Source organism: Chryseobacterium tongliaonense (assembly GCF_041224435.1).
Classification (GTDB): domain Bacteria; phylum Bacteroidota; class Bacteroidia; order Flavobacteriales; family Weeksellaceae; genus Chryseobacterium; species Chryseobacterium tongliaoense.
Window position 1 is genome coordinate 169,244 of sequence record NZ_JBGFFD010000005.1, and the last position, 25,093, is coordinate 194,336.

The 25,093-nt window shown below is 37.6% G+C and carries 22 protein-coding genes; 9 read left to right on the forward strand and 13 right to left on the reverse strand.

All coding sequences use genetic code 11. The features are described 5' to 3' along the window. Positions 1-4 precede the first annotated feature (4 nt). On the reverse strand, positions 5-523 hold the full coding sequence (locus tag AB8P06_RS12525) for an RNA polymerase sigma factor (RefSeq protein WP_369842218.1): 519 nt from the start codon (positions 521-523) through the stop codon (positions 5-7). Between the two features lie 435 nt (positions 524-958). Here AB8P06_RS12525 and AB8P06_RS12530 point away from each other — a divergent pair, with 435 nt between their 5' ends. Continuing rightward, entirely contained in the window at positions 959-2,164 is a 1,206-nt protein-coding gene (locus AB8P06_RS12530) for a C1 family peptidase (protein WP_369842219.1), read from the forward strand. A gap of 157 nt (positions 2,165-2,321) precedes the next feature. On the opposite strand, the gene AB8P06_RS12535 is transcribed toward AB8P06_RS12530, so the two are convergent. Next, positions 2,322-4,754 carry an alpha-ketoacid dehydrogenase subunit alpha/beta gene (locus AB8P06_RS12535; protein WP_369842221.1) on the reverse strand — a complete coding sequence of 811 codons (2,433 nt, stop codon included), beginning with the start codon at positions 4,752-4,754 and terminating at the stop codon, positions 2,322-2,324. A 134-nt stretch (positions 4,755-4,888) separates the two neighbouring features. On the opposite strand from AB8P06_RS12535, the gene AB8P06_RS12540 reads away from it, so the two are divergent. Beyond that, a complete protein-coding gene (locus AB8P06_RS12540) occupies positions 4,889-5,185 on the forward strand; it encodes a hypothetical protein (protein ID WP_369842222.1) in 297 nt (98 codons plus the stop codon). A gap of 152 nt (positions 5,186-5,337) precedes the next feature. Next, a complete protein-coding gene (locus AB8P06_RS12545; RefSeq protein WP_369842224.1) occupies positions 5,338-6,129 on the forward strand; it encodes a hypothetical protein in 792 nt (263 codons plus the stop codon). Between the two features lie 57 nt (positions 6,130-6,186). Here the strand turns inward: AB8P06_RS12545 and AB8P06_RS12550 are convergent, their stop codons facing one another. From AB8P06_RS12550 to queA, 5 genes are all read right to left on the reverse strand, one after another. Further along, the gene (locus AB8P06_RS12550) at positions 6,187-7,164 is read right to left on the reverse strand and encodes a polyprenyl synthetase family protein (RefSeq protein WP_369842226.1); all 978 of its coding nucleotides are present in this window, start codon (positions 7,162-7,164) and stop codon (positions 6,187-6,189) included. 72 nt (positions 7,165-7,236) lie between these two features. After that, a complete protein-coding gene (locus AB8P06_RS12555) occupies positions 7,237-8,115 on the reverse strand; it encodes a hypothetical protein (RefSeq protein WP_369842228.1) in 879 nt (292 codons plus the stop codon). A gap of 501 nt (positions 8,116-8,616) precedes the next feature. Further along, a complete protein-coding gene (locus AB8P06_RS12560; protein ID WP_369842229.1) occupies positions 8,617-9,543 on the reverse strand; it encodes a sterol desaturase family protein in 927 nt (308 codons plus the stop codon). 73 nt (positions 9,544-9,616) lie between these two features. Continuing rightward, positions 9,617-10,651, reverse strand: a complete 1,035-nt coding sequence (gene rlmN / locus AB8P06_RS12565; RefSeq protein WP_369842230.1) for a dual-specificity RNA methyltransferase RlmN — start codon at positions 10,649-10,651, stop codon at positions 9,617-9,619. 71 nt (positions 10,652-10,722) lie between these two features. Then, a complete protein-coding gene (gene queA, locus AB8P06_RS12570) occupies positions 10,723-11,772 on the reverse strand; it encodes a tRNA preQ1(34) S-adenosylmethionine ribosyltransferase-isomerase QueA (protein ID WP_007846050.1) in 1,050 nt (349 codons plus the stop codon). 179 nt (positions 11,773-11,951) lie between these two features. On the opposite strand from queA, the gene AB8P06_RS12575 reads away from it, so the two are divergent. The 4 genes from AB8P06_RS12575 (at position 11,952) to AB8P06_RS12590 (ending at position 16,103) form a co-directional block, all read left to right on the forward strand. After that, positions 11,952-12,644 carry an AIM24 family protein gene (locus tag AB8P06_RS12575; RefSeq protein WP_369842233.1) on the forward strand — a complete coding sequence of 231 codons (693 nt, stop codon included), beginning with the start codon at positions 11,952-11,954 and terminating at the stop codon, positions 12,642-12,644. A gap of 147 nt (positions 12,645-12,791) precedes the next feature. Further along, a complete protein-coding gene (locus AB8P06_RS12580) occupies positions 12,792-14,183 on the forward strand; it encodes a Gfo/Idh/MocA family protein (RefSeq protein WP_369842235.1) in 1,392 nt (463 codons plus the stop codon). Further along, entirely contained in the window at positions 14,173-15,081 is a 909-nt protein-coding gene (locus AB8P06_RS12585; protein WP_369842236.1) for a nucleotidyltransferase family protein, read from the forward strand. Before AB8P06_RS12580 ends, AB8P06_RS12585 begins: the two co-directional genes overlap by 11 nt. Then, positions 15,072-16,103 (forward strand): phosphotransferase enzyme family protein, encoded by a 1,032-nt coding sequence (locus tag AB8P06_RS12590; protein WP_369842237.1) that lies wholly within the window; start codon positions 15,072-15,074, stop codon positions 16,101-16,103. The genes AB8P06_RS12585 and AB8P06_RS12590 overlap by 10 nt, the downstream gene beginning before the upstream one ends. 43 nt (positions 16,104-16,146) lie before the next feature. Here the strand turns inward: AB8P06_RS12590 and AB8P06_RS12595 are convergent, their stop codons facing one another. After that, positions 16,147-16,635, reverse strand: a complete 489-nt coding sequence (locus AB8P06_RS12595; RefSeq protein WP_369842239.1) for a DNA-deoxyinosine glycosylase — start codon at positions 16,633-16,635, stop codon at positions 16,147-16,149. Positions 16,636-17,560: 925 nt separating this feature from the next. After that, a complete protein-coding gene (locus AB8P06_RS12600) occupies positions 17,561-19,555 on the reverse strand; it encodes a S9 family peptidase (RefSeq protein ID WP_369842241.1) in 1,995 nt (664 codons plus the stop codon). A 165-nt stretch (positions 19,556-19,720) separates the two neighbouring features. On the opposite strand from AB8P06_RS12600, the gene AB8P06_RS12605 reads away from it, so the two are divergent. Further along, complete coding sequence (locus AB8P06_RS12605) at positions 19,721-20,587, forward strand: T9SS type A sorting domain-containing protein (RefSeq protein ID WP_369842243.1); 867 nt, start codon at positions 19,721-19,723, stop codon at positions 20,585-20,587. Between the two features lie 65 nt (positions 20,588-20,652). Here the strand turns inward: AB8P06_RS12605 and AB8P06_RS12610 are convergent, their stop codons facing one another. Further along, on the reverse strand, positions 20,653-20,997 hold the full coding sequence (locus AB8P06_RS12610) for a phage holin family protein (RefSeq protein WP_369842245.1): 345 nt from the start codon (positions 20,995-20,997) through the stop codon (positions 20,653-20,655). 247 nt (positions 20,998-21,244) lie between these two features. Here AB8P06_RS12610 and AB8P06_RS12615 point away from each other — a divergent pair, with 247 nt between their 5' ends. Beyond that, complete coding sequence (locus AB8P06_RS12615) at positions 21,245-21,763, forward strand: hypothetical protein (RefSeq protein ID WP_369842246.1); 519 nt, start codon at positions 21,245-21,247, stop codon at positions 21,761-21,763. Positions 21,764-21,861: 98 nt separating this feature from the next. On the opposite strand, the gene AB8P06_RS12620 is transcribed toward AB8P06_RS12615, so the two are convergent. The 3 genes from AB8P06_RS12620 to AB8P06_RS12630 are packed head-to-tail and all read right to left on the reverse strand — an operon-like array spanning position 21,862 to position 25,085. Further along, positions 21,862-22,743: a glycerophosphodiester phosphodiesterase family protein gene (locus AB8P06_RS12620; protein WP_369842247.1), complete on the reverse strand. Its 882-nt coding sequence runs from the start codon at positions 22,741-22,743 to the stop codon at positions 21,862-21,864. After that, a complete protein-coding gene (locus tag AB8P06_RS12625; RefSeq protein ID WP_369842249.1) occupies positions 22,733-23,668 on the reverse strand; it encodes a glycerophosphodiester phosphodiesterase family protein in 936 nt (311 codons plus the stop codon). Before AB8P06_RS12625 ends, AB8P06_RS12620 begins: the two co-directional genes overlap by 11 nt. Positions 23,669-23,684: 16 nt before the next feature. Next, on the reverse strand, positions 23,685-25,085 hold the full coding sequence (locus AB8P06_RS12630; RefSeq protein WP_369842251.1) for a RagB/SusD family nutrient uptake outer membrane protein: 1,401 nt from the start codon (positions 25,083-25,085) through the stop codon (positions 23,685-23,687). Between the last annotated feature and the right edge of the window lie 8 nt (positions 25,086-25,093).

Genomic DNA, 25,093 nt, shown 5'->3' on the forward strand with positions numbered 1-25,093 from the left:
AAGTTTAAATGTTCTGACTGATCAAAAGTTCCTGTAATTTTTTTCTTGCGAAATTGAGCTGGGACTTCGAAGTTCCTTCACTGATGGAAAGCATTGTTGCAATTTCTTTATGCGGATATCCTTCAATTGCAAAAAGATTAAAAATTGCCCGGCACCCTTCCGGGAGAAAGTTGAGCAGATTCAGGATATCTTTTTCAAAAGAGAGATTTTCCACCGTTGTATCGGAAGAGTGTACAAGATTTTCTTCCAGAGAAATATACAATGCTTTCTTTGTCCTCAGTTTCTGAAGACATTCGTTAACCGCAATTTTCCTGGCCCAGGCTTCAAAAATATCAGGATTTTGCAGCTGGTTGATTTTCGTGAATATTTTGTAAAAAGTATCGGCCAATACTTCTTCAATATCTTCATCATTTTTTAAATAGCGTCTGCAGACTGCATGCAGCCTGCCCGCCATTTTCTCATAAACTTTCCGCTGCGCATTGCGGTCGTTACGTTGGCATTCTAGTAGTAATTCGTTTTCCATAGTCAGGCGTTATACCAGTATAGATGCATAAACTTTTAATAAGGTTGGAAAGTTAAATTGTGAAATCGTAAAATTGCTGATTTGTAAAATAGCAAAAAGGCGAAAGAGCTGAAAAGCTAAGAAGTCGATGGATAAATTATTCTCAGTCTTTGATTAATATTGATCAGCTTTTATATACATTAAATGATCTGTGATTTCATCAGCTTCCCGGTTTAACGATTTCACAAATAGCAATTTCACAATTTTACAGTTTTACGATTTTACAGTTTCACAAATTAGCGATTTCACAAATCAACAAATTAGCAATTTTGCCTTTTCGCTTTTTTGCCCTTTTACCCCTTCCTTCCAAAAAAATTTCATTCTAAATTTAACTTTTATTCATGTAACATATCTTTAATATTACCGACTATTAATATAAATAATTCTTTTGTAGTAATGAAAAATAGAAAAATCACATCATTACTTTTTGTTTTGTCTGCAGGAAGTATCATGTTTGCCCAGGATGACTTAATTAACAAGTTAAAAAACAATCAATCTCAAAATGCCAATTTTCAGTTCACTACGCTAAAAGATGTAGGTGCTACTTCGGTAAAAAACCAGGGTTCATCGGGAACCTGCTGGAGTTATTCAGGGAATTCTTTCCTTGAGTCTGAAATGCAGCGTATGGGTAAAAAGCCTGTGGATCTGGCGGAAATTTTCACGGCAAGAAATTCTTACCACGATAAAGCAAAATTATATGTTTTAAATAACGGAGCCATCAACTGGGGAGACGGCGGTGAATTGCATGATGTTATCAATATGTACAAAAAGTACGGTGCTGTACCTCAGGATGCCTATTCAGGGTTAAAACCCGGACAGACCACCAATAACTTCTCTGAAATGCAGGGTAAATTAAAACCTGTTTTAGACAGTCTGGTTCAGGCATCTTCAAAAGGAAAGCTTTCCGATAACTGGATGTCTTCAGTGGATGCCATTTTAGATGAGTATCTTGGAAAAATCCCTGCCAACTTTACTTATGAAGGGAAAAACTATACGCCAAAAACTTTTGCTAAAGAGGTTGTAGGCATCAATGCTGACGATTATGTAGAATTATCTTCGTACAAAGATTATGCTTATTATCAGAAATTCGTAGTGCCGATTCCGGATAACTGGAGCCATGATTCCGACTGGAACGTTCCGATGAAGGATATGACTGCTATTGTTGATAATGCATTGAATAAAGGCTATTCTATCGGATGGGCAACTGATGTTTCGGAGTCTTATTTTTCTTATAAAAACGGTGTAGCGTATGTTCCGGATATAGATCTGGATCAAACCATTACTCCCGAAGCTAAAAAAGACCTGTTTACAGAGCCTAAAAAGGATAAAACGATCACAGAAGATATCCGTCAGAAAGCACTTAACAACCTTTCCACCACCGATGATCATGGAATGCACATCGTAGGGCTCGCAAAAGACCAAACCGGAAAAGAATATTATATGGTGAAGAATTCATGGGGTGTAACGAATGATTTTGAAGGATATTTATATGTAACAAGACCTTATGTTGAGTATAAATCAACGGCTATTCTTGTTCACAAAAATGCCATTCCGAAAAGTATTTTAAAGCAACTGAAACCAACAAAAAATATTGGTTTATAAGAATAATCACTGTTGTCATCTGATATGACAATTTTAGATATTTAATCTGTTAAAAAGCCTGCTTCAGAATTCTGATAGCAGGCTTTATTTTTATAATATTACTATAAAAAAACCGCCTCTCAAAGAAAAGCGGTTTAAAATTTATCTAAAATCTCAATTAAAATATCGCAGGATATTTCTGAGGATTGGTTTCATTGAACATTGCATAGATTTTTTCAACCATATCATCTGCAGACGGCTTGCTGAAATAGTCTCCATCACTTGCATAAGCCGGACGGTGATCGTTCGCAGCGATCGTCAGAGGATCTGAATCCAAGTATCTGAACGCTTTTTGTTTTTCTAAAATCTGTTGTAAGATAAACGCTGAAGTTCCGCCTTCCACATCTTCGTCGATTACAACCAGTCGGTTTGTTTTCTTAACGCTCTCAGCAATCTCATTGGTCAAATCGAAAGGAATTAGAGACTGAACGTCTATAACTTCTGCAGAAATCCCAAGTTTTTCCAGTTCTTCTGCGGCTTCCATTACAATTCTCCAGGTTGAACCGTATGTTACCAGAGTAACATCTTTTCCTTCTTTGGTGACTTCAATCTTACCAACCGGAACGGTAAATTCACCTAAATTATCCGGCTGTTTTTCTTTTAATCGGTATCCGTTTAAGCACTCTACGATTACTGCAGGATCATCACTCTGAAGCATGGTATTATAGAATCCTGCTGCTTTGGTAAGGTTTCTCGGAACCAATACCAGAATTCCTTTTGAAAGGTTCAGAATTCCGGCCATCGGGGATCCTGAATGCCATACTCCTTCTAGTCTGTGTCCTCTGGTTCTGATGATTACAGGAGCTTTCTGGCCGCCTTTTGTTCTGTACTGAACGGTAGCAAGGTCATCGCTCATTCCCTGCAAGCAATACAGGATATAATCTAAGTACTGGATTTCAGCGATCGGTCTCAAACCTCTCATGGCCATACCAATTCCCTGTCCAAGAATCGTTGCTTCACGGATTCCTGTATCAGCAACACGTACGTCACCGTATTTTTCCTGCATTCCTTCCAATCCCTGGTTAACGTCACCGATATTTCCGGCATCTTCACCAAATACTAAAGTCTGAGGATATTTTTCAAATATTTTATCAAAGTTATTTCTTACCACTACTCTTCCGTCTACATCTTCAGAGCTGTCTGAATACACAGGTTTGATTTCTTTTACATTTTCAGCTTTCCATTGAGACTGGGAATATAAATGGGAAGAATAATTATCTTTTTCTACTTCAAAAACTTCGTTATACTTCTGCATCAGCTGACTTCTTTCAGCAGACTGGGTTCCTCTTGTTGCCAATAAAGACTTTCTCACTAAATGGAAAATATCTTTTTTTGCTTTGGAAATCAGTTTATTAAACTGAGCAATATAGTTTTCAATCTCAGCATTCTGGCTTTTAAGATTTTCTACTAATGGAAGTATAGAATGGTTAAGATCGGTAATTGTTTTCTGATAGCTTTCCCAGGCTGTTTTCTGTCCGGCTTTTACCGTTCTCTTAGCCTCATCATCAATAGCATCCAGTTCTTCTGCTGTTGCGATGATCTCTTCTTTTCCTTCAATTTCGATTGAATAGTTTAAAATCCATTCTCTGAATTTTACCAGCCCGTCAAAATCTGCTTCCCAACTAAGGCGTTCTTCATTTTTATATCTTTCATGAGAACCTGAGGTTGAATGTCCCTGAGGTTGTGTAACCTCGATCACATGCACTACTACAGGAATGCTTTCCGTTCTTGCAAAGTGTTCTGCTTTTGCATAGGCATCCAGCAATGAAGCATAATCCCATGCTTTTACCTGAATGATCTCACAACCCTGGTTTTCGCCTTCTCTTCTTTGGAAACCGCTTAACATTTCAGCGATATCCGCTTTTGCTCTCTGGTTTTTGGTAGGAACGGAAATTCCATAGCCGTCATCCCAGATAGAAACGATCATCGGAACCTGGAGTGCACATGCAGCATTCAGAGTTTCCCAGAAATGTCCTTCTGCTGTAGAAGCATCTCCAATGGTACCGAAAGCAATTTCGTTACCTCCGTTTGAGAATTTTTCAGAACCTTCAAATTGTACACTTTTATAAACTTTAGATGCCTGCGCTAATCCTAATAATCTCGGCATCTGACCAGCTGTAGGGGAAATATCTGAAGAAATGTTTTTCTGGGCCATTAAATTTTTCCAGCTTCCGTCTTCATTTAGACTTCTTGTTGCAAAGTGTCCGTTCATCTGTCTTCCCGCTGATGCCGGTTCTCTTTCAACGCTGGTATCGGCATATAACTGTGCAAAGAAACTTTCAACCGTTAAGGCATTTACGGCTAATGAAAAAGTCTGGTCTCTATAATATCCTGAACGGAAGTCTCCATTTCTGAAAACCTTCGCCATAGCCAACTGAGGAAGTTCCTTACCATCCCCAAAAATCCCGAACTTAGCTTTTCCTGTCAATACTTCTCTTCTTCCCAGATACGACATTTCGCGAGAAATACGTCCCAGAGTATAGTCTTCAAGTATTTGATTTTTAAAATCTTGAAAGGAAATTTGCTGTGTTTCAATATAGGTTGTCTGCATAGCTAAATATAAAAGTTTTTATTCTTCAAGTATTTTGCTAATATACACTTTTTAAATTAATTTTAATTTTTAATAATCTTTTTTAAAAATTTGATAATAAAACAAATTGCGCTTTATTTTGAATAAATTTGTAAATGATGGAAAAAAAATCACCTCATATCTTAAATGCATCGAGTAATCTTTTAGGCTTTTCACTGATTATAATTACTTCACTGAAAATCACTAAAATCAGTCAGCATACTTATTTAGACGAGTTTGCTGGTCTTTCATGCCTTCTTTTTGCATGCAGCTGCTTTTTTTCATTTTTGGCGATACGTACTGAAAACGAAAAGCGGGAAATCAGGTTTGAAGCTATTGCGGATTATTTATTTTTAATCGCGTTATTTTGCATAGTATTAGCTGTTATCATTGTAACCGTAAAAATAATTTAATCGATTTTATTTTAATTAAAAAATCGAAAAAAATCTATAAGAAAAATACATTTAAAACAATACAATTTCCGAAATTTCGCCATACTTTTAATTTTTATGGCATAACATTTGAGATTCGCTATAAAAAATATTATTTCGTCAAAAAAAAACAAATGAAAAAAACATTATTCGCAATCACAAGTGTTTTCGCGTTTTACGCGCAATCACATGCACAGGTAGGTATAAACACCAACAATCCGCAGGCCAGCTTTCATATTGATGCTGCAAAGGACAATCCGACAACCGGTGTTCCGTCTGCAGCACAACAAACCAATGATTTTGTTGTGACCAATTCCGGACAGGTAGGTATTGGGACTACTTCTCCAACTGATAAACTGGATGTAAGCTCGGGAAATGCCAGAATCCGTACTATCAACTCGAATATTGGTACAGGTGGAGTTGACAGAGTAGTGGTAGCTGATGCAAACGGGATATTAAAAACCATTGATTTCAGTGCTTATTCATTATTTCATGCCCGCTTGGCTGCCAACCAAAGTCTTACTTCTTCTACTATTACCACTTTATTATTCTCTACTCCGTTAGCAACATCTCCTTTTTACAGCTATAATACCACCAGTGGTGTTTTAACCTTTAATCAGGCCGGAAATTATCTGATAACTTTACAGGCCAGTTTTGCCAATGCCCCTGCCGGAACACAATTACTTGTGGGTGTAAGACCAAACCCTGATGCCAATTATCTGGGAAGAGGGAGTCATTACAATGCAACTGCAACTTCTTCCGGTGTAGGTGAATTGATGAATTACAGTACTATGCTGGTAATCCCTACTGCCGGTTATCAGATCCGTTTTACAGCCGCACCTAATCAAAACTGTACGGTATTGTCTACGGAAAGCGGAAGCACGGGAAGCGGGAATGTAACCAACGTAACCGTTCAGAAAATATAAGCTAAATAAAAATCGGAATGTCTGCCGATATTCCGATTTTTTATTTCATTCAAATTCTTAAAATTTTCTTTCGATTACGTAATCAAGCATATTATGCAATGATTTTCTCGCTTCAGAGTCAGGAAATTCATTGAGAATATCTTTAGCTTTTTGCAGGAAATCCTTCATTACTTTAATGGCATATTCCAGTCCTCCGGAACTTTTCACGAAAGCAATCAGCTCTTTAACCCGCTTCTGATCGTTGTTATAACGTTTGATCGTATTAAAATAATATTTCCGTTCAGTTTCGTTTGCCATTTTTAAGGTATGAATCAAGGGCAGGGTCATTTTCTGTTCTTTGATATCGATTCCTACAGGTTTTCCGATCACATTTGAACTCAGATAATCGAAAAGGTCATCTTTAATCTGAAATGCCATTCCGGTATATGTTCCGAAATCCTGCATTTTTTTCGCCAACGCTTCATCTGCATTATTCGATAAAACACCGATTTCACAACAGGCTGCGATTAGAGTGGCTGTTTTCTGACGGATGATTTCATAGTAAACCTCTTCGGTAATGTCTAATTTTCTGGCCTTTTCCAATTGAAGAAGTTCTCCTTCAGACATTTCCCTGATGGTTCTGGAAATTACAGCAAGCAGATCGTAATCTTTATGGTCAGTAGATAATAAAACCGATTTTGACAGTAAATAGTCTCCTACCAAAACAGCAATTTTATTTTTCCATAAAGCGTTAATAGAGAAAAAATTACGTCTTTTAAAGCTTTCATCCACCACATCATCATGAACCAGAGTAGCAGTGTGAATCAACTCAATCATGGAAGCACCACGGTAGGTTTTTTCATTCACCTCTCCTATCAGCTTTGCGCAAAGAAATACAAACATAGGGCGCATCTGCTTTCCTTTAGTAGTAACGATAAAACGAGTTACCTTGTCTAATAAAGGGACTTTGCTCTGCATTGATTCATAAAACTTCTGTTCAAAAAGTTTCATTTCCTCATTGATCGGTTGCTTGATTTCTTCTACGATGTTTGCCACAATCTGCGAATGATGGGTAAATAATTATTAATTCTCACAAAGATAATTTTTTTCAGTCAATTTTAAGAGAAATTAATCCTCCAGTTTCTCTTTTGGAATGAAATATAAACTCTGTTTTGCACCTCCCAACGGAGAATTGAATTTTTCACCTGATATGTATACTCCATTTCCGTCTGCTGCGACTCCTTCAATCTGCCCTATCGATAAGGAACTCCCTAAATAATAATGCCTGGGTTTTTCTTTAAAAAAGATACCGGGCTCTGTTTCTGTAAAAATATCTAAAAAGACTTCCGTTTTCTTTGTATATCCCACCAAATAAAGCTTTCCTTCAAAATACGATGCATCGGTAACCACAAAACCTGTTTTATAGGTCTCTGCTTTTTCAGCAATCTGCTGATCTGAAATTTCAGGATTAACGGTATAATGGGTGACCGATTTTGAGGCCCATTCTTTGGTGAAAATGTGCAGCTTTCCGTTGAGATAAATCATGGCCTCCGCATCAAAATCAGTTTTTAAATTCTTCGGGCTAAAATCTGTCTGACCCGGATAATAGTACGAAATAGTCTTTATCGTATCATTATTCAGGATATTATTATGAAACGAAACTTTATAAATCTCAAGATCCTGTCTTGTTCCGTCATTATTTCCGATATCGCCTATATAAAAATAGTTACCGTCATTGGCTAATGCTTCCCAGTCTTTATTTTTCACAAAAACATTCAGGACCTTTACAATTTCTCCTGAAGTTTTATCGATTTCAAAAAGTTCCGGAGCATTGCCGCTGTCGTTGAAGCTATACAATCTTCCGTTAAAAAAGCTCAGACCGGAAGATTCTTTTAACTGGTTGCTCAGATCATTGATTTTATATTTTTTTATTTTAAGAAGATTTGCCTGCTGAGAAAACGCAGACTGGAAAACAATAAGTATTAAAAGCAGGACAACCTTTTTCATGGAGTAAAAATAAAGCTTTCTTTTAAACAAAAATTACACAAATATTTTGAACCATTAAGATTTTTGAAGAGATTAAGGTGAGTTAAGAGAATTGTTCTGATTTTAAGATGTAAAAATCTTAAGTGAGGCAGGCTTAAATAGCTTAATAACTTATCTGCATTCTGAATGGTTTAATTTTTTTAACCACGGATTTTACAAATTTTCACAGATGTTATCCAGGATTTTGAAGAGATTAAGGAGAGTTAAGAGAATCTTTTTAAGATACAAAAATCTTAAGCAGAGCAGGCATAAATACCTTAATAATTTATCTGAATTCTGAATGGTTTAATTTTTTTAACCACGGATTTCACAAATTTTCACAGATGTTATCCAGGGTTTTGAAGAGATTAAGGCTAGTTAAGAGAATCCTTTAAATTAAGGTACAAAAATCTTAAGCAGAGCAGGTTTAAATATCTTAATAACTTATTTATTTCTTAATGGTTTAAACCTTTTTTAAAACAGTCAGGCTGATTTCTGTTGTTTTCTAATCTGTCTTTCCAGATGCTCTTTTTGATATTGACGCACGGTTTTCCCGGCACCATCGTGTCTCCATCCCGGAGAATTAAAAAGATAATTGATCCTGTCGGAAAACTTTAGTCCGGGTTGCCGGATATCTTTCCATATTTTTCTCCACTCGTACAACAACACGGTATCGGGCCTGTTGTCGGGCATTTTCGGGTATATTCCGTATTTTACAGGGACATTGGGATCTTCTTTTTCAAACGTTCCGAACATTTTATCCCAGATGATCAGGCACATTCCCATATTTCTGTCGAGGTATTTGATGTTACAGGCATGATGAACCCGGTGATGGGAAGGTGTTACCAGAATATACTCTAAAATTCCCATACTTTTCACAGTCTGGGTATGCACCCACGTTCCATAGACCTGTCCCAACGCATAAACGACCATGATATGCCACGGATTAAAACCTAAAAAAGCTAGTGGTGAAAAATACAGATACCTGTAAAGAGGCTGTAATACAGGACTTCTGAAACCTGTTGTCAGATTAAAGTATTCGGAATTGTGATGGGTAATGTGTACTGCCCAGAAAGCTCTTGAATGATGATCTACATAATGAAGGACGTAGTAGGCGAAATCAGTAATAACGAAACAGATCAGCCAGTACCAGACGGTAAAATCCCAGGAAAAAAGCCGGTGATCATAAAAGAAAAACATGACTCCCATCGCAAAAACCTTCATCACAAGATCTAAACCGAAGTTGAGTAATGCCAGATAGACACTTGTTGCCACGTCTTTTCCATTATACAGCTTAGCCTCGGAAACGTGGCTATAGATCATTTCAGCTAATATAACAGTGGCATGAAAGGGAATTGCCCAAGCATAGACATTCTCTAATCCGTCCTCACCTAAAAAGTAATCCATCATTACTGACTAATTTACTCAAAGGTAGGGTTTTAAGAAATTTTTAAGAATATTTTTTATTTTTTTTAATAAAATTTTAATCGGCTGTTTTGTTGGCAAGCTGACCACAAGCTGCATCGATATCTCCACCGCGGCTTTTACGGATCATAACGGTGATTCCTGCATTTTCAAGCTGACGAACGTAGTTTTCCTCTGCCTGTTTGTTGCACTGGTCGTATTTTCCGTCACCGATCGGGTTGTATTGAATCAGATTAACTTTTGACGGAACCTGTTTACAATATTTAATTAAAGCTTTGATATCTTCATCGCCATCGTTAATGCCTTTCCAGACACAATATTCGAATGTGATGACCGAGCCTGTTTTTTTGTACCAGTACTGAAGAGCTTCCATAATATCTGTTAACGGAAATTTATCCGAGAACGGCATAATTTCGTTACGCTTGGATTCTATGGCTGAGTGAAGAGACAGGGCAAGCTTCACACGCAGCTCGTCATCAGCAAGTATTTTAATCATCTTTGGAATTCCGGATGTGGAAACGGTAATTCTTCTCGGAGACATTCCCAGGCCTTCGGGTTGAGTAATTTTGCGGATGGCTTCCACTACGTTTTTGTAGTTCATCATCGGCTCTCCCATTCCCATAAAAACGATATTGGTAAGAGGCCTGTCGAAATACATTTTACTCTGGCTGTCAATTAAAGCCACCTGATCTACAATTTCGGCAACTTCAAGATTCCGCATTCGTTTTAATCTTGCTGTCGCGCAGAATTCGCAGTTGAGCGAGCATCCGACCTGTGATGAAACACAAGCTGTTGTTCTGGTTTCCGTAGGGATAAGAACCGACTCTACCAATAATCCGTCGTGAAGCTTCACACCGTTTTTAATGGTTCCGTCTGAACTTTTCTGAAGAAGATCCACAGAAACTGGGTTGATGGTATACTCTTCGGAAATTTTTTCACGGAGAGATTTCGAAAGATTCGTCATTTCATCAATCGAATGGAGGTTTTTACTCCATAGCCAGTCGTAAACCTGCTTCGCACGGAACGGTTTTTCCCCTAAAGTCAGAAAATAGTCTTTAAGCTGGTCTAACGATAATGTACGGATATCTTTCATTGTAAGGAGGTGGCAGATCTCAGGTAACAGGTTGCAGACTACTACCTGCAACCTGTTATCTGATATCTTATTTATAAAATTAACATTGCATCACCGTAAGAATAGAATTTATACTTTTCTTTTACGGCTTCTTCATAGGCATGCATTACAAAGTCTCTTCCTGCAAACGCCGCAATCATCATCAATAAGGTAGATTTTGGAGTGTGGAAGTTAGTGATCATCGAATTAGCAACTCCGAAATCGTGAGGCGGATAGATGAATTTATTCGTCCAACCGTTGAATGCAGAGATTTTTTTGTTTGATGAAACTGAAGTTTCCAATGCTCTCATAGTGGTGGTTCCTACTGCACAAACTCTTCTGTGTGCGTCTACCGCTCTGTTGATGATGTCAGCATTTTTCTCATCGATGATGATTTCTTCAGATTCCATTTTATGTTTGGAAAGGTCTTCTACTTCAATCGGGTTGAAAGTTCCCAGACCAACGTGTAGAGTCACCTCAGCAAAGTCGATTCCTTTGATCTCCAATCTCTTCATCAAATGTCTTGAGAAATGTAAACCGGCAGTTGGTGCTGCTACAGCACCTTCGATTTTAGCATAGATTGTCTGATATCTTTCAGCATCTTCAGGCTCTACTGCTCTTTTGATGTATTTTGGAAGCGGAGTTTCTCCCAATTCTTTTAATTTAGTTCTGAATTCTTCGTAAGAACCGTCAAATAAGAATCTCAACGTTCTACCTCTTGAAGTTGTGTTATCGATAACCTCAGCTACCAAAGACTCATCTTCTGTGAAGAATAATTTATTACCAATTCTGATTTTTCTTGCAGGATCTACCAGAACGTCCCAAACACGGGTTTCTTTATCTAGCTCTCTTAAAAGGAAAACTTCGATTTTAGCCCCTGTTTTTTCTTTATTTCCATATAAACGTGCCGGGAAAACTTTAGTATTATTGAAGATAAATAAATCATGCTCATCAAAATAATCTACTACATCTTTGAATAATTTGTGCTCGATAGTTTCAGTTTTTCTATCAAGAACCATTAATCTGGCTTCGTCTCTGTGCTCTGATGGGTGTTCTGCTAATAATTCTGCAGGAAGATCAAAATTAAAATCTGATGTTTTCATTTTTTAAATTACGGTTTAAAAATTTAATACAATTACAAGTGTAATTTTCGAGGTGCAAATATACGACATTGAATACCCCTTTGTCAAGTATTATTTAACAAAGACTTCAAATGGTTAAAAATTACTATTCTTGTGCATTCAAAAAAGATGTAATTTGGTTGCTTAAAAAACAACCGTATATGAGCAAATATTCAATAGAAGCCTTCGTCAATGAGACCAAAGAGAATCCACAGGAAAGAGATTATTTTGAGCTTGAAAAACCTCAGCTTCTGGAAATCAATCTAAACAACCAATCTGTATGGACTAAAAGAGGAAGTATGGTAGGCTACGTAGGAAATATCAACTTTGAAAGACAGGGAATGCTGTCCGGCGGTTTGGGAAATCTTTTGAAAAAAGCCATCAGTGGTGAGGGATCTAAGCTGATGAAAGCTGAAGGGACAGGAAAATTATATGTTGCTGATTCCGGAAAAAAGGTTCGTATTCTGTATTTAAATAATGAAGCGGTATGTGTCAATGGAAATGATGTTTTAGCCCATGAACAGAGTATAAAGAGCGATATCACCATGCTGAAAAGTATTGCAGGCGTGATGTCCGGCGGATTATTCCAGGTGAAGCTTTCAGGAACAGGGCATATTGCGATTACAACTCACGGAGATCCTTTGACGTTGATGGTCACTCCGGACAGTCCGGTTTTCACAGATCCCAATGCTACGGTAGCATGGTCCGGAAACCTGAACCCGGATTTAAAAACCAATGTATCTTTCAAAAGCCTGATCGGAAGAGGAAGCGGCGAAGAATTCCAGATGAAATTTTCAGGAAGCGGATGGGTTCTGATTCAGCCTTATGAAGAGGTATATGCGATTGAAAAATAATTCCGGCTATAAAATTAAGTTTAAAGTAAATATCCCCTAAGATATAATGCCAATTATGATCAGTAAAGAGAATAAATAAATTTTAACACCAGAGAAATTGTCTCTCCTGCCGATATTTTAATATCTTTAAAATAAAAAACCTCATCTATGGATAATTCCCGAAGAAATTTCATCAAAACGACGGCATTGGCTACTTTCGGAACTCTTGTTTTACCTCATTCTTTATTCGCTTATTCTGACAGCTTCAGACTGGATAAAAAAGTCCGGGTGGGATGCATCGGAGTGGGCCTTCGCGGTCAGGAGCATGTAAGATTGCTGGCTAAACGGGATGATGTGGAAATTGTTGCTTTTGCAGACCCGAGTAAAACAATGCTTTCTGCTTCCCAAAAGATCTTAAAGGATAATAATAAGCCTGCTGCCAGGGAATTTTCTGATGGTGATTATGATTACCGGAATTTATTGCAACTGAAAAATATAGATGCCGTAGTAATCGCTACCCCGTGGGAATGGCATCTTACGCAAGGTGTGGAAGCCATGCGTGCCCGGAAAATTGTAGGAATGGAAGTTTCCGGGGCGATACAGCTTAGTGATTGCCGGGAATTTGTAAAGGTATACGAAGAAACCAAAGTTCCTATTTTCATGATGGAAAATGTATGCTACCGGAGAGATATTATGGCGATACTCAATATGGTACGTAAGGGAATGTTTGGTGAACTGGTACATGGAAGAGGTGGTTATCAGCACGATCTGCGCGGGGTTTTATTCAATGACGGAATTACGCCTTACAATTCAGGAGTTGAGTTTGGTGAAAAGGGTTTCAGTGAAGCAAAATGGAGAACCGAACATTATGTGAAAAGAAACGGCGAACTTTATCCTACCCACGGGCTTGGACCGATTGCCGTAATGATGGATATCAACCGCGGAAACAGATTAACAAAACTGTCCTCATTTTCATCGAAATCACTTGGTCTGCATAAATATATTGTGGAGCATCCTAAAGGCGGGGAAAATCACCCGAATGCCAAAGTAAAATTCAACCAGGGAGATATTGTAACGACCCAGATCGCCTGTGCTAACGGAGAAACCATCCTTTTAACCCATGACACCAGCCTGCAGAGGCCTTATGACCTGGGATTCAGGGTACAGGGAACAGATGGACTCTGGCAGGATTTCGGTTCGGGAGGACCAGGCCAGGGACATATTTATTTTGAAAAAATAATGAATCATACCCACAAATGGGATAATACCGAGAAATGGCTGGGTGAATATGATCATCCGATGTGGAAGAAATTTGAAGGGCAGGCTACAGGCGCCGGCCATGGCGGAATGGATTTCTTTGTGATGAATACTTTTATCGAATGTATCAAACGGAACATTGAATTCCCAATGGATGTCTATGATCTGGCAACCTGGTATTCGATTACTCCGCTCAGCGAAAAATCAATTGCTAAAGGCGGAAAAGTGGTTGATATTCCTGATTTCACCAACGGGCAATGGAAAGACCGTAAACCTGTATTTGGAATGACAGATGAGTTCTAAAAAAACACTTCTCATATTAGCCGGCGGTTTAGGAAGCCGATATAAAGGCCTTAAGCAGATAGACGGAATAACAGACAACGGCTCGCCCATTATGGAATATTCTATCTATGACGCTTTGGAAGCCGGTTTTAACAAAATAGTTATTATCATCAATCATTTTATCCCGGAGAGCTATAAAGAACGGTTAGAAAATATTTCAAAGAATAAGAATTTTGAGCTGCAATGGGTATATCAGGAAATGAATAAGTATGTTCCTGAAAGTTTTGATTATTCAGCCCGGCAGAAACCCTGGGGAACAGCCCACGCCGTACTTTGTGCCGGAGAGTTTATCAATGAGCCTTTTGTCATGATCAATGCGGATGATTTTTACGGAAAAGAAATTTATCAGCTGGCTTCAGAAGAAATAGACCTTCACCACATTTCAGATTCACAATTTGAGCTGATCGGATATCCTCTTTATACGACTTTAAGCGATAACGGAACGGTCGCCAGAGGAATCTGTACTTTAGATCCGGAAAACTATCTCATTCATGTAGAGGAACAGACTTCAATCCGGAAAGAAAACAACTTGATTGTTTATACTGAAAATGGAAAAGATATTGAAGCAGACCCTGACACTCTGGTTTCTATGAATTTCTTTGTTTTCCATCCTGTGATTTTTGATTCATTGAAAGCTTATTTCAGAATTTTTATTGAATCAGATCCTTTACCTGCTCAGGAAGTCTATATTCCGTCTGCAGTACAGAAAATGATTGATGAAAAAAAGATAAAGGTATTGGTAAAAACTTCGCCCTCACAATGGATCGGAATGACTTATTCCGGAGATAAAAATACCCTGAAAAACTATCTGGAAACCGCAACCCAACTCAAAAGATATCCAAAAGATTTATGGAATTAGATTCTGTCATCCGAAAGTTTATTGATATCGGAAACTATACAGTCAGTCCCATTACCAACGGACTGATCAATACAACTTTTTGTGTAGAAAATAAGGACAGCCAAGAGAAATTTATTCTTCAGAAAATCAATGAAAATGTTTTTAAAAAACCTGAAAACATCATCAATAACCATCTCAGGATCAACACCATTCTCAGATCCTGTGAATATCAACTTCGAATAGTAGAGCCAATACCATCTTTGTCAAATGAATTTTTAATAAGGGACGAAAACGGAGATCCATGGCGGATGTTAAGCTTTATGGAAAACAGTGTCACTTTTATCACGGTACCTTCCGTAGAAACTGCTTTTAAGGCAGCGAAAACTTTCAGTTATTTTCTTGCACTTGTTAATACCGAAAAGCTTCCCAACATTGAAGATACTCTGCCCGATTTCATCAATTTTGAAAAAAGAATAACAGATTATCAATATTCATTAAAACATGCAGCTCCGCACTTCATAGAAAATGCCAAAGCTGAAATAGAAATAGTCAACCGGCTTCTGCACTTACCTGACCGATGGATTAAAATGGAAAAAACGGGACAGCTTCCCGGTAGAATTATTCATGCCGATGCTAAGATCAGTAACATCCTTTTTGATGAAAATCATCAACCGCTTGCCGTCATTGATCTTGATACGGTGATGATCTCTACCCTTCTCTATGATTTCGGAACGATGATTCAATCATATACCAACACCACGGATGAAGATGACGGAAAAGCTGAAAATAATTTCAACCCTGAAATTTACAACGCCGTAAAGGAAGGATTTCTTTTTCATCTAAAGGAGAAACTCAGGCGGAAAGAAGCTGATAACCTCGATTATGCTGCACAGGCTGCAATTTACATTCAGGCTTTGCGCTTTCTGACTGATTATTTAGATGGAAGTGTTTATTATTCCACAAAATATCCTGACCATAATTTAGACCGGACTAAAAATCAGCTGGAGCTTTTAAAGGGATTAAAGGAGTATTTGGAAACTTGAGAGTTTTGAAACTGTATTATTTTCCGAGAATTCTAATCAATTTTTATAAAAAACTCAAAACAGCTTTCCATTCTTCCAGTTTCTTTTCAAACGAGATCGTATGAAGCGGGCTTGTTGAAGGCAATAAAAATATAGGAAGCTGATAATTCTTTCCTAAAATTTTCTGAAGATTTTTATAAGATTTTCCACCATTACAGAAAATAGCTTTGATATTGGGATACTCTTCCAGTAATTCAGCAATCTGATTGGCTTCTTCATTTTTGATTTCAGAATCAAGGCTTCCCTTTCTTTCACAGGAATCGATCACATCCCAGACTGCTATATGGTGTTTCTTTAAAATATTCAGTCTTTCTGTATAATCTGTAGTAAATTCTTCATTGAACAATTCAAAAATAATAGCCCAGAATTTATTTTGCGGGTGGGCATAATACTGCTGTTTTTCCAGAGACTTTACTCCGGGAATTGAGCCTAAAATTAAAATCCGGGAAGAAGGATCTATAAGTGGTGGAAATGAGGAAATCCTGTTTTGCATGATTCAAATATATAAATTTTGGGTAAATATGATTTAAACGCAAAGGATGCAAAGAGTTTTTACAAAACAACTGTAATATTTAAGGGCGCAAAGGCGTTAACACTCAGCAAGGTAAGACCATAACTGTGACTATTGGTAGAATGCTTTAATTATACGCTCGCTGATTGAGCTGATTTTGCAGATAATACATTTAAAAATTTGCGCTATCTGCTTGATCTGCGAGAAAATTATTTCAGTTAAAAATAAATCAATTTAAACGCAAAGCACGCAAAGAGTTTTTACAAAACAACTGTAATATTTAAGGGTGCAAAGACGTTAACACTCAGCAAAGTAAGGCTATAACTGTGACTATTGGTAGAATGCTTTAATTATACGCTCGCAGATTAAGCTGATTTTGCAGATAATTCATTTAAAAATTTGTGCTATCTGCTTGATCTGCGAGAAAATTATTTCAGTTAAAAATAAATCAATTTAAACGCAAAGCACGCAAAGAGTTTTTACAAAACAACTGTAATATTTAAGGGTGCAAAGACGTTAACACTCAGCAAAGTAAGGCTATAACTGTGACTATTGGTAGAATGCTTTAATTATACGCTCGCAGATTAAGCTGATTTTGCAGATAATTCATTTAAAAATTTGTGCTATCTGCTTGATCTGCGAGAAAATTATTTCAGTTAAAAATAAATCAATTTAAACGCAAAGCACGCAAAGAGTTTTTACAAAACAACTGTAAAATTTAAAAGCGCAAAGACATTAACACTCAGCAAAGTAAGACTATCTACGATAAGAAATATAGCTCTTTAATCTCTATTATAAGTATAATATAAACTTAATATTCTTAACTGCTTAACAAAATCTTAATGGTTAAATTAAAACAAAAAAACGGGCTAAAGCCCGTTTCTATTTAATATTTTATTTTGTCAGATTACAAAGTTTCTTTCAGCCAGTCGAAGAATTCTCTCTGCCATACCAATCCGTTTTGCGGATGAAGTACCCAGTGATTCTCATTCGGGAAATAAACCAGTTTCGTTTTTAATCCTCTCAGTTTTGCAGCCTGGAAGGCTTCCTGTCCCTGCTCGTAAGGAACACGGAAATCTATTCCACCCTGAACCACCATGATCGGCTTATTCCATTTTTCAACAAAATTGCTTGGGTTAAAGTCTGTGTATGCTTTTGGTTGCGGCTTATCCCAAGGTGATCCCAGATCCCAGTTTGCAAACCATAGCTCTTCCGTTGTTAAGTACCATGATTTCATATCAAATAATCCGTCGTGAGCAATGAATGTTTTGAATCTGTTCTCATGAATCCCGGCTAACATAAATACGCTGTATCCACCATAGCTGGCTCCTACCGCTGCTACTCTGTCACCATCAACATAAGGCAATGTTTTGGCATAATCTGTTGCTGCCAGATAATCTCTCATCGGTTGTCCGCCCCAGTCTTTAGAAATCTCTTCGTTCCATTTTGTTCCCCAGCCCGGCATTCCTCTACGGTTGGGTGCTACTACTATGTATCCGTTTGCCGTCATCAGGGCAAAGTTCCATCTTGTACTGAAAAACTGCGTCAGTGCAGATTGAGGGCCACCCTGACAATAAACAAGGGTCGGGTATTTTTTATTCGGATCGAAGTTCGGTGGATAGTGGAACCACACCCCCATTTCTTTACCATCCGAAGTTTTTACCATTTTCAGTTCAGATTTTCCCTGGGCAAGCTTAGCGTACATGTCTTTATTCGCTTCGGTAACCTGCTTCATTTCTCCGTTTTTAAGATTTACAGAGAAAATATCCGTTGCATGATTTACATCTGTTCTTCCTACTAATAATGAATTTTTGTTGTCTGTGAAGATTTCATTTACATCAAAATCCCCTTTTGTGATCTGCTGAACCTTTGCCGATTTAGGATCCAAAGAGAAAAGCTGTTTAGTGCCTTTAAATGCAGCTGTAAAATAGATTGTTTTTGAATCTCCACCCCAGAAAACATCTCCTGAAACGCTTTCGTCCCAGCCTTTGGTAAGGTTATCTGTTTTCCCGGATTTCCAATCCATTAATTTCACATCATTTTTATCCGCTTCATATCCGTCTCTGGCCATGCTTTGCCATAGCAGGGATTTTCCATCCGGACTGAATTTAGGATTAACGTCGTAACCTTTATTCGTTTCGGTTAAATTTTTTGTGGTTCCTGAAGCTAAATCATAAGCAAAAATATCAGTATTGGTGCTTGTTGCATATTCTTTACCGCTTTTCGGTTTGGTTACATATAAAAGTTGGGAAGAATCGGGGCTCCAGATGAAGTCTTCTGCCCCACCGAAAGGCCTTTGCGGGGAATCCCATGTTTTACCTTCCAATAAATCTTTTGCAGCATCTGCTTTCTCTGAAACATTTACAACAAAAACATGATTGTATTTTCCTTCATTGAAATAATCCCAGTGTCTGTGGTTCAGATCTGTATAAACCTGTGCGGTTGTTTTCGGGGTATCGCTATATTTATCTTTCCCCATCAGCTTTTCAACCAAAACCTGTTTGCTGAACGCAATTTTTTTACCATCCGGAGAAATGACGATATTGTCAGCTTCACCAATGGTATAAAATCCAGTCCAGGTTTTACCGTTATCTTTTGAAAGATAAATCTGGTCTCCTTCCTGGGCATAGATCCCGTTTTTATCCCATTGAATAAGGGCTTTTTTACCCAAATCGATCTTGGAAGACTGATTATTTAGAACGTTAAGAAAATAGTTCTCGTTTTTTGTTTTTTCTGTTTTTAAATCAACCTGACCTACTTTATAGATAAGTGAAGACTGATCTGGTGAAACTGCCTGTACTCCAACTTTTTTCAAAGTCCAAAGGATTTCAGGCGTCATTAATTGTTGTGCATTCATTAAAAGTGGAGCTGCCAAAGCAAGCAGGCTGTACTTAAGTTTCATATGTAGATATTCATTTTATGGATCTATGGAACCTGATGACGATTTCATAAATTCCTGTTTAAATCAAAGATTGTCAAAGGTATGTAAATGTGTTTAAAATTCAAATGAAAGCGCATTTATAATTTATATTTAATTAATTTTATGTTATCCAAAAAACTAATCACCATGAAAAAAATTCTATTCATTGTATTTCATTTTTCCTCTGTGTTCCTCTTTTCACAAATCACAATGACCCCGATAGCTACTCATTATAATAATCCTTATCAGGTTACCGTTTCCGGGAATGGTACAATATATTACACGACAGACGGAAGCACTCCTACCTTGAGTTCCAATTCCGCAGCCAATAATTTCCAGATCACCATTAACCAGAACAAAGAAATTAAAGCATTTTTAGTTGACGGACAGGGAAATACCTCAACCCTATTCAGTAAAAAATATTATACAGGACCTGTTCAGACTGCTGCTGTTTATTTTAAACCTCCGTCAGGATGGACAAACGGAAGCTGTATATTGATTGATATGGTAAATCCCAATTCTATCGATGGCTTTGTAATTGATACTCAATGGCCCGGAATTACCATGATCAACACCGGATGTGAAGGATGGTACAAGACCACAAGAAATTTTGAAAATGCCAATGTAAGTTTTAATAACTGTATGCCGTTTCCAAATGTTCCCGGGACCGTCAGCACCAATCTGATTCCCATGGGAAGTACCATATATTATGATTTCACCAACGGCGAAATAAGCAATCCGCCTTCATGTCTGTATCTGAATACGAATGAAGCTCACGCCAACCCTTCTACCCTGGTAAAAGTTTATCCGAATCCAGTCTCTGATATTTTAAAAATCAATACCAATAAAGATTTTAAGGAATATGAAATCATAGATGTGAGCGGAAAAGTGATCTCAAAGAACGCATTTACATCAAAAGAGATTTCCATCAGCCAACTTACTTCCGGAAATTATTTTATAAAACTGAATGACCGGCAGGGAAATATGATTCTTCTAAAGTTCATTAAGAAATAAAAAAACAAAAAACCGTTAATGTAGAATTAACGGTTTTTATTTTGTTATACTTAAATTCTGCAGGATTAATCCCCGTCTGAAAACATGGAATTGGCCAGAGAAGTAATAATAGAGAGTGCAATACTGAAAATAAGTGCCCACCAGAAGCCGTCTACCACCATACTGTCAATGAAATAATCGGCAATAAGAATAATTAAAGCATTGATTACCAAGGCAAATAACCCCAGAGTAATAATGGTCAGCGGAAGTCCTAAAAGACTCAGTACAGGCTTTACAATCAGGTTTAAAACTCCTAAAACAATAGCAAAGATAATTGCTGTTGAAAATCCTTCGAAATGTACCCCCGGTAAAATTTTGGTTAAAAGATACGCAACGATTGCAGTTACGAGTAATCGGATAATTAAGTTCATATGATTATTTTTAATAGTTGGTAAATGATTATCAAAACTCGTTCCATACGGCTATTATCAGAGCATTAATAGAATTATTCAGGTTTAAAATTTCATATAGGGGAAACACCTGTTTTTTTTAAATGGGTATTTTCCCTCTTCTCTTGTTTTAATGAAAACCTGAACTTTACTTCATCAAAATATTAAGTCTCTGTAGTAACGGATCATCCAAAACTACAGATCTCTTTATAACTTTAAAACTATTTTCATGGACGAAGATCAAATTACAGAAACAGGGATATCATATAAAACGCTTATGACCTCTGCAACAGCTTTGGGTGTAGCAACTCTGGTTATTTACAACAGGAAATACTATCAGTTTTATAAAATCATGTCGCTTTCGCTTATTCAGACAAAACCTGTACATTTCAGATATAATAACAGAAAAATTCTTAATGATCAGCTGGAACAGCTTTCGGGCAAAGGATTACTGAGTCCTTTTGTTTTAAAACGTTACGCAACAGTCAATTGGTATTGTGATCAAAACGGCATTCCTCTTACTGATTTTGAGCTGCCTTTCTTTGCAAAAACATTTAAACCCGGCATCTGGAGTTTCCCGAATATATTAGCAGGTGAATCACAGATGTTTACTGAATCCGGGATTAATAATTTTCCCGCAGGAACTTTAAACTATGATGTACGTGTATACAGGCCTGATATTGCAGGACTAATGAACCGGATAAGGTGGAACCCGAAATTATATATTGAACAGAAACCACCTCTTTAATATCCTGATCATATAAAAACAAACAAGTTGCCTAAGGATTGCTCAGGCAACTGTTTCTCATTAATAAGATGATTAATGAGTGTGAAGAATATAGTGATTTATTTTACGGCAGAATACAGCTTTTTCTTTTTTAAAAACCCGATTAATTCTTTAGGCCTGTCGGTCTGAATAATATTGATATTCTTTTTCACATACCATTCATAGGCATCCGGATTTTCAAGCACCAGGTCATCGTTATGCCCCGCACTTTGCTGTGGCCACAGTGAATTGACCCAGACACGGGCTCCTTTTTCCTGAAGTTCTTTAAAATTGATCAGGTGGCTTTCATCCGGTCCTAAAGTAAGCTCAAAACCATAGACTTTATAATGGTCCAGATAATCGTTTAGTTTAGACAGTGCTTCATGATCAGAAAGTCTGATGATCGGCATATAGTGAATTTCATTTTTTATCGGTCCGTATTTTTTATTGAATTCTTCATAAGTTGCCGTGCCTTTAAAAAGAACCTCATCCAACAAATCTCTTTTTTTCAGGACAGGATATACCATATCAAAATAATCAAATGCTTTATCCAGATTGATGAATACTCTTCCTTTGGTTACGTCAAGTATTTCTTCAAGGGTCGGAACCCGCATTTGAGTCGGAACTCCCAACCCGTCTCTCAGATAAAACTTCTTCATCTCCTCCAGGGTATAATCGGAAGGCTTTCCTTTTCCTGTGGTGGTTCTGTCGATGGTATTGTCATGCATTAAAATCAGGACATTATCTTTGGTGAGGGCCAGATCTATTTCCACCATATTGATTCCTTTTTCAATAGCTTTTTTTACGGCCATTACAGAATTTTCCGGCGCTTCTCTCCAGTCCGCCCGATGGGCAACCACCATTATTTTATCCTGTGGAAATTTTGAAAGAGATATTTTATTCTGGCCCAGAGCTATTCCTGAGATGAATAAAAGTATGTAGATGAATCTGCTAGTTTTCATATTTTAAATTTTTTGATTTTAAATACCGTATCAATTCTGCAGGCCTGTCGGTCTGAATAATATTTGCACCCTTTTTTATCATCCAGCCCCAGTTTTCATCAGGGTGATCTACTGCTTTGTCGTCATCATGTCCGGCACACAATTCAGGCCACAGAGCATTGATCCAGATCATTGCATGAGCTTTACGGATAAGCTTTAATAACTCATCTGCTTTCGGGGTATCGTCCTTAATAATCACTTCATACGCAACCGGACTGAAAATCTTAGAAAAATCCCTGATGTAGTCTGCGGGATTAAGAACCTCATCTCTTTTATAAATGCTGTAATCTTCCGGCCATACCATAGGCATATAGATGATATGATCGAGCTTATTTCCTACTTCTTTTTTTAATTCTGAGGCTTTTTTGTTTCCTTTCAAAATAATCTGTTCCGTTGTCCCGGTTTTCTCTGTCAGTATTCTTACGTCTTCAATAAAATCCCAGCCTTTATCTAAATTGAGCATAATTCTTTTACCTTTAATAAAATTCAGCACTTCCTCAAGTCCCGGAACTTTCTCCCTGGTCGGCATACCTGCTCCGTTTTTAAGAAATAAAGACTGTATTTCAGAAAGATTGGTTTCAGAAATTTCTCCTTTGCCGGTGGTTGTACGGTCCAGTTTTTTGTCGTGCATTACAATCAGTTGTCCGTCTTTGGTTTTCTGCAGATCTATTTCTACAATATCAACTCCCATTTTTATGGCGCTTTCTATGGCCTTAACTGAATTTTCAGGATAATTTCTCCAGTCTCCCCTGTGGGCAACGACCAGAATTTTATTTTCAGGAATGCCCTGTTTGAAATAATTGGTTTGTGCAAAGCCTGACTGGGCTATCAAAAGTCCCAATACGCAGCTTATCTTTTTAATATATTGTAATTTCTTATGAATCATTTTTAAAGTATTTGAATTAATATCCGGGATTTTGTTTGATGGCGGGATCTGTATTAATCTGACCCTGGGGAACAGGCATCAGCAGATTGTAATCTTTAATCACTGCCGTATTGTATCCCGGTGTATTCTGAAAATGAGCAGTCATTACCTGCACTGCTTTTCCGGTTCTCACCAGATCAAACCATCGGTGTCCTTCTCCTACCAGCTCTTTTCTCCTTTCCAGTGCAATTTCATCTGCTAACTGCTGTTGACCGGTTAAGTTTACAGGGCTCAATCCGGCTCTGGTTTTAATTTTATTTAAATAGAGGTTTGAATTGGTAAAATCATTGGCTTTGGCATAGCATTCTGCCATTAAAAGGTACACATCTGCCAGACGAAGTACAACTATATTGCTGCCACCATCTGCAATAGCATCAGATGTTTTCATTAATTTTTTGCTGTACGGAACTCCGTTGGGCGTCAGTCCTATAAAAGCATTTCTTCTGTTATCTCCTGAAGTGAAAATATTATACACTTCTTTTGTCGGCAGGTTGTGCCCTTTTGCTCCCGATACAAACCCCGAAGGACTGAACATCTGGTATGCCTGGCTTCCTTCTGTGTTTCCGTTTAGGCCTGAAGTAAACTGAACATCAAAGATGATTTCAGCATTATTTTTATTGGCAGGATCAAAAATCTTGGTCACATCAGACAGCAGGCTATATCCTAATGGCTCTACCTGCTGTAAATAAGGAAGGGCTTCGGTATACTTATTTCTCGTCATTAAAACTTTCCCCAATATTCCCAATGCGGCTCCTTTTGCCACTCTCCCTTTCTGGGAAGCTACTGCAGGTAAGAGATCGACAGCTGATTTAAGCTCTGTTTCAATAAAATTATATACTGTTTCTGCAGAAGTTCTCCCCTGCCCGAAATATTCATTGACGTCTGTTGTTTCTTTAGTTACCAGAGGAATATCTCCAAAAGTTCTGACCAGGTTGAAATACATCAATGCTCTTAAAAATTTCATTTCTCCGATCCGGGTATTTTTAAGGGTCTGATCCATAGTGATGCCTTCAATCCGGTTCAGGACAATATTAGCCTGCTGTATTCCGATATAATTATCTTTCCATGTGCTTCCCAGTAAGGAATTATTGGGCTGAATGGTAAAAAAATCAAATTCACCATAGGTAAAGCTGTCATTGGCAGGAACCTCATCATAGGTATTGTCGGAAGGGATTTCTCCTATGGCAAGCATGGCGAGCTGGTATTGTCCGGTATATTGTAACGTTGCATAGACGGCATTTACACCCTGTTCCAGCTGTGCCTGATCCGTATAGAAATTTGCAGTTACTTTGGTGCTTTCAGGAGAGGTATTCAAAAGGTCTGAAGAGCATGATTGTAATAAAAACAGTCCTAATAAAGGAATATATATTTTTTTCATTGTTTTAA

Excerpts from the sequence above, each read along its gene's own strand:
- AB8P06_RS12595 (WP_369842239.1), bottom strand. The coding sequence starts at position 16,635 with ATGCAAAACAGGATTTCCTCATTTCCACCACTTATAGATCCTTCTTCC.
- AB8P06_RS12615 (WP_369842246.1), top strand. The coding sequence starts at position 21,245 with ATGGACGAAGATCAAATTACAGAAACAGGGATATCATATAAAACGCTT.
- AB8P06_RS12605 (WP_369842243.1), top strand. The coding sequence starts at position 19,721 with ATGAAAAAAATTCTATTCATTGTATTTCATTTTTCCTCTGTGTTCCTC.
- AB8P06_RS12620 (WP_369842247.1), bottom strand. The coding sequence starts at position 22,743 with ATGAAAACTAGCAGATTCATCTACATACTTTTATTCATCTCAGGAATA.
- AB8P06_RS12575 (WP_369842233.1), top strand. The coding sequence starts at position 11,952 with ATGAGCAAATATTCAATAGAAGCCTTCGTCAATGAGACCAAAGAGAAT.
- AB8P06_RS12560 (WP_369842229.1), bottom strand. The coding sequence starts at position 9,543 with ATGATGGATTACTTTTTAGGTGAGGACGGATTAGAGAATGTCTATGCT.
- AB8P06_RS12590 (WP_369842237.1), top strand. The coding sequence starts at position 15,072 with ATGGAATTAGATTCTGTCATCCGAAAGTTTATTGATATCGGAAACTAT.
- AB8P06_RS12535 (WP_369842221.1), bottom strand. The coding sequence starts at position 4,754 with ATGCAGACAACCTATATTGAAACACAGCAAATTTCCTTTCAAGATTTT.
- AB8P06_RS12555 (WP_369842228.1), bottom strand. The coding sequence starts at position 8,115 with ATGAAAAAGGTTGTCCTGCTTTTAATACTTATTGTTTTCCAGTCTGCG.
- AB8P06_RS12530 (WP_369842219.1), top strand. The coding sequence starts at position 959 with ATGAAAAATAGAAAAATCACATCATTACTTTTTGTTTTGTCTGCAGGA.
- AB8P06_RS12580 (WP_369842235.1), top strand. The coding sequence starts at position 12,792 with ATGGATAATTCCCGAAGAAATTTCATCAAAACGACGGCATTGGCTACT.
- AB8P06_RS12585 (WP_369842236.1), top strand. The coding sequence starts at position 14,173 with ATGAGTTCTAAAAAAACACTTCTCATATTAGCCGGCGGTTTAGGAAGC.
- AB8P06_RS12545 (WP_369842224.1), top strand. The coding sequence starts at position 5,338 with ATGAAAAAAACATTATTCGCAATCACAAGTGTTTTCGCGTTTTACGCG.
- rlmN (WP_369842230.1), bottom strand. The coding sequence starts at position 10,651 with ATGAAAGATATCCGTACATTATCGTTAGACCAGCTTAAAGACTATTTT.
- AB8P06_RS12540 (WP_369842222.1), top strand. The coding sequence starts at position 4,889 with ATGATGGAAAAAAAATCACCTCATATCTTAAATGCATCGAGTAATCTT.
- AB8P06_RS12630 (WP_369842251.1), bottom strand. The coding sequence starts at position 25,085 with ATGAAAAAAATATATATTCCTTTATTAGGACTGTTTTTATTACAATCA.
- AB8P06_RS12625 (WP_369842249.1), bottom strand. The coding sequence starts at position 23,668 with ATGATTCATAAGAAATTACAATATATTAAAAAGATAAGCTGCGTATTG.
- AB8P06_RS12525 (WP_369842218.1), bottom strand. The coding sequence starts at position 523 with ATGGAAAACGAATTACTACTAGAATGCCAACGTAACGACCGCAATGCG.
- AB8P06_RS12600 (WP_369842241.1), bottom strand. The coding sequence starts at position 19,555 with ATGAAACTTAAGTACAGCCTGCTTGCTTTGGCAGCTCCACTTTTAATG.
- AB8P06_RS12610 (WP_369842245.1), bottom strand. The coding sequence starts at position 20,997 with ATGAACTTAATTATCCGATTACTCGTAACTGCAATCGTTGCGTATCTT.
- queA (WP_007846050.1), bottom strand. The coding sequence starts at position 11,772 with ATGAAAACATCAGATTTTAATTTTGATCTTCCTGCAGAATTATTAGCA.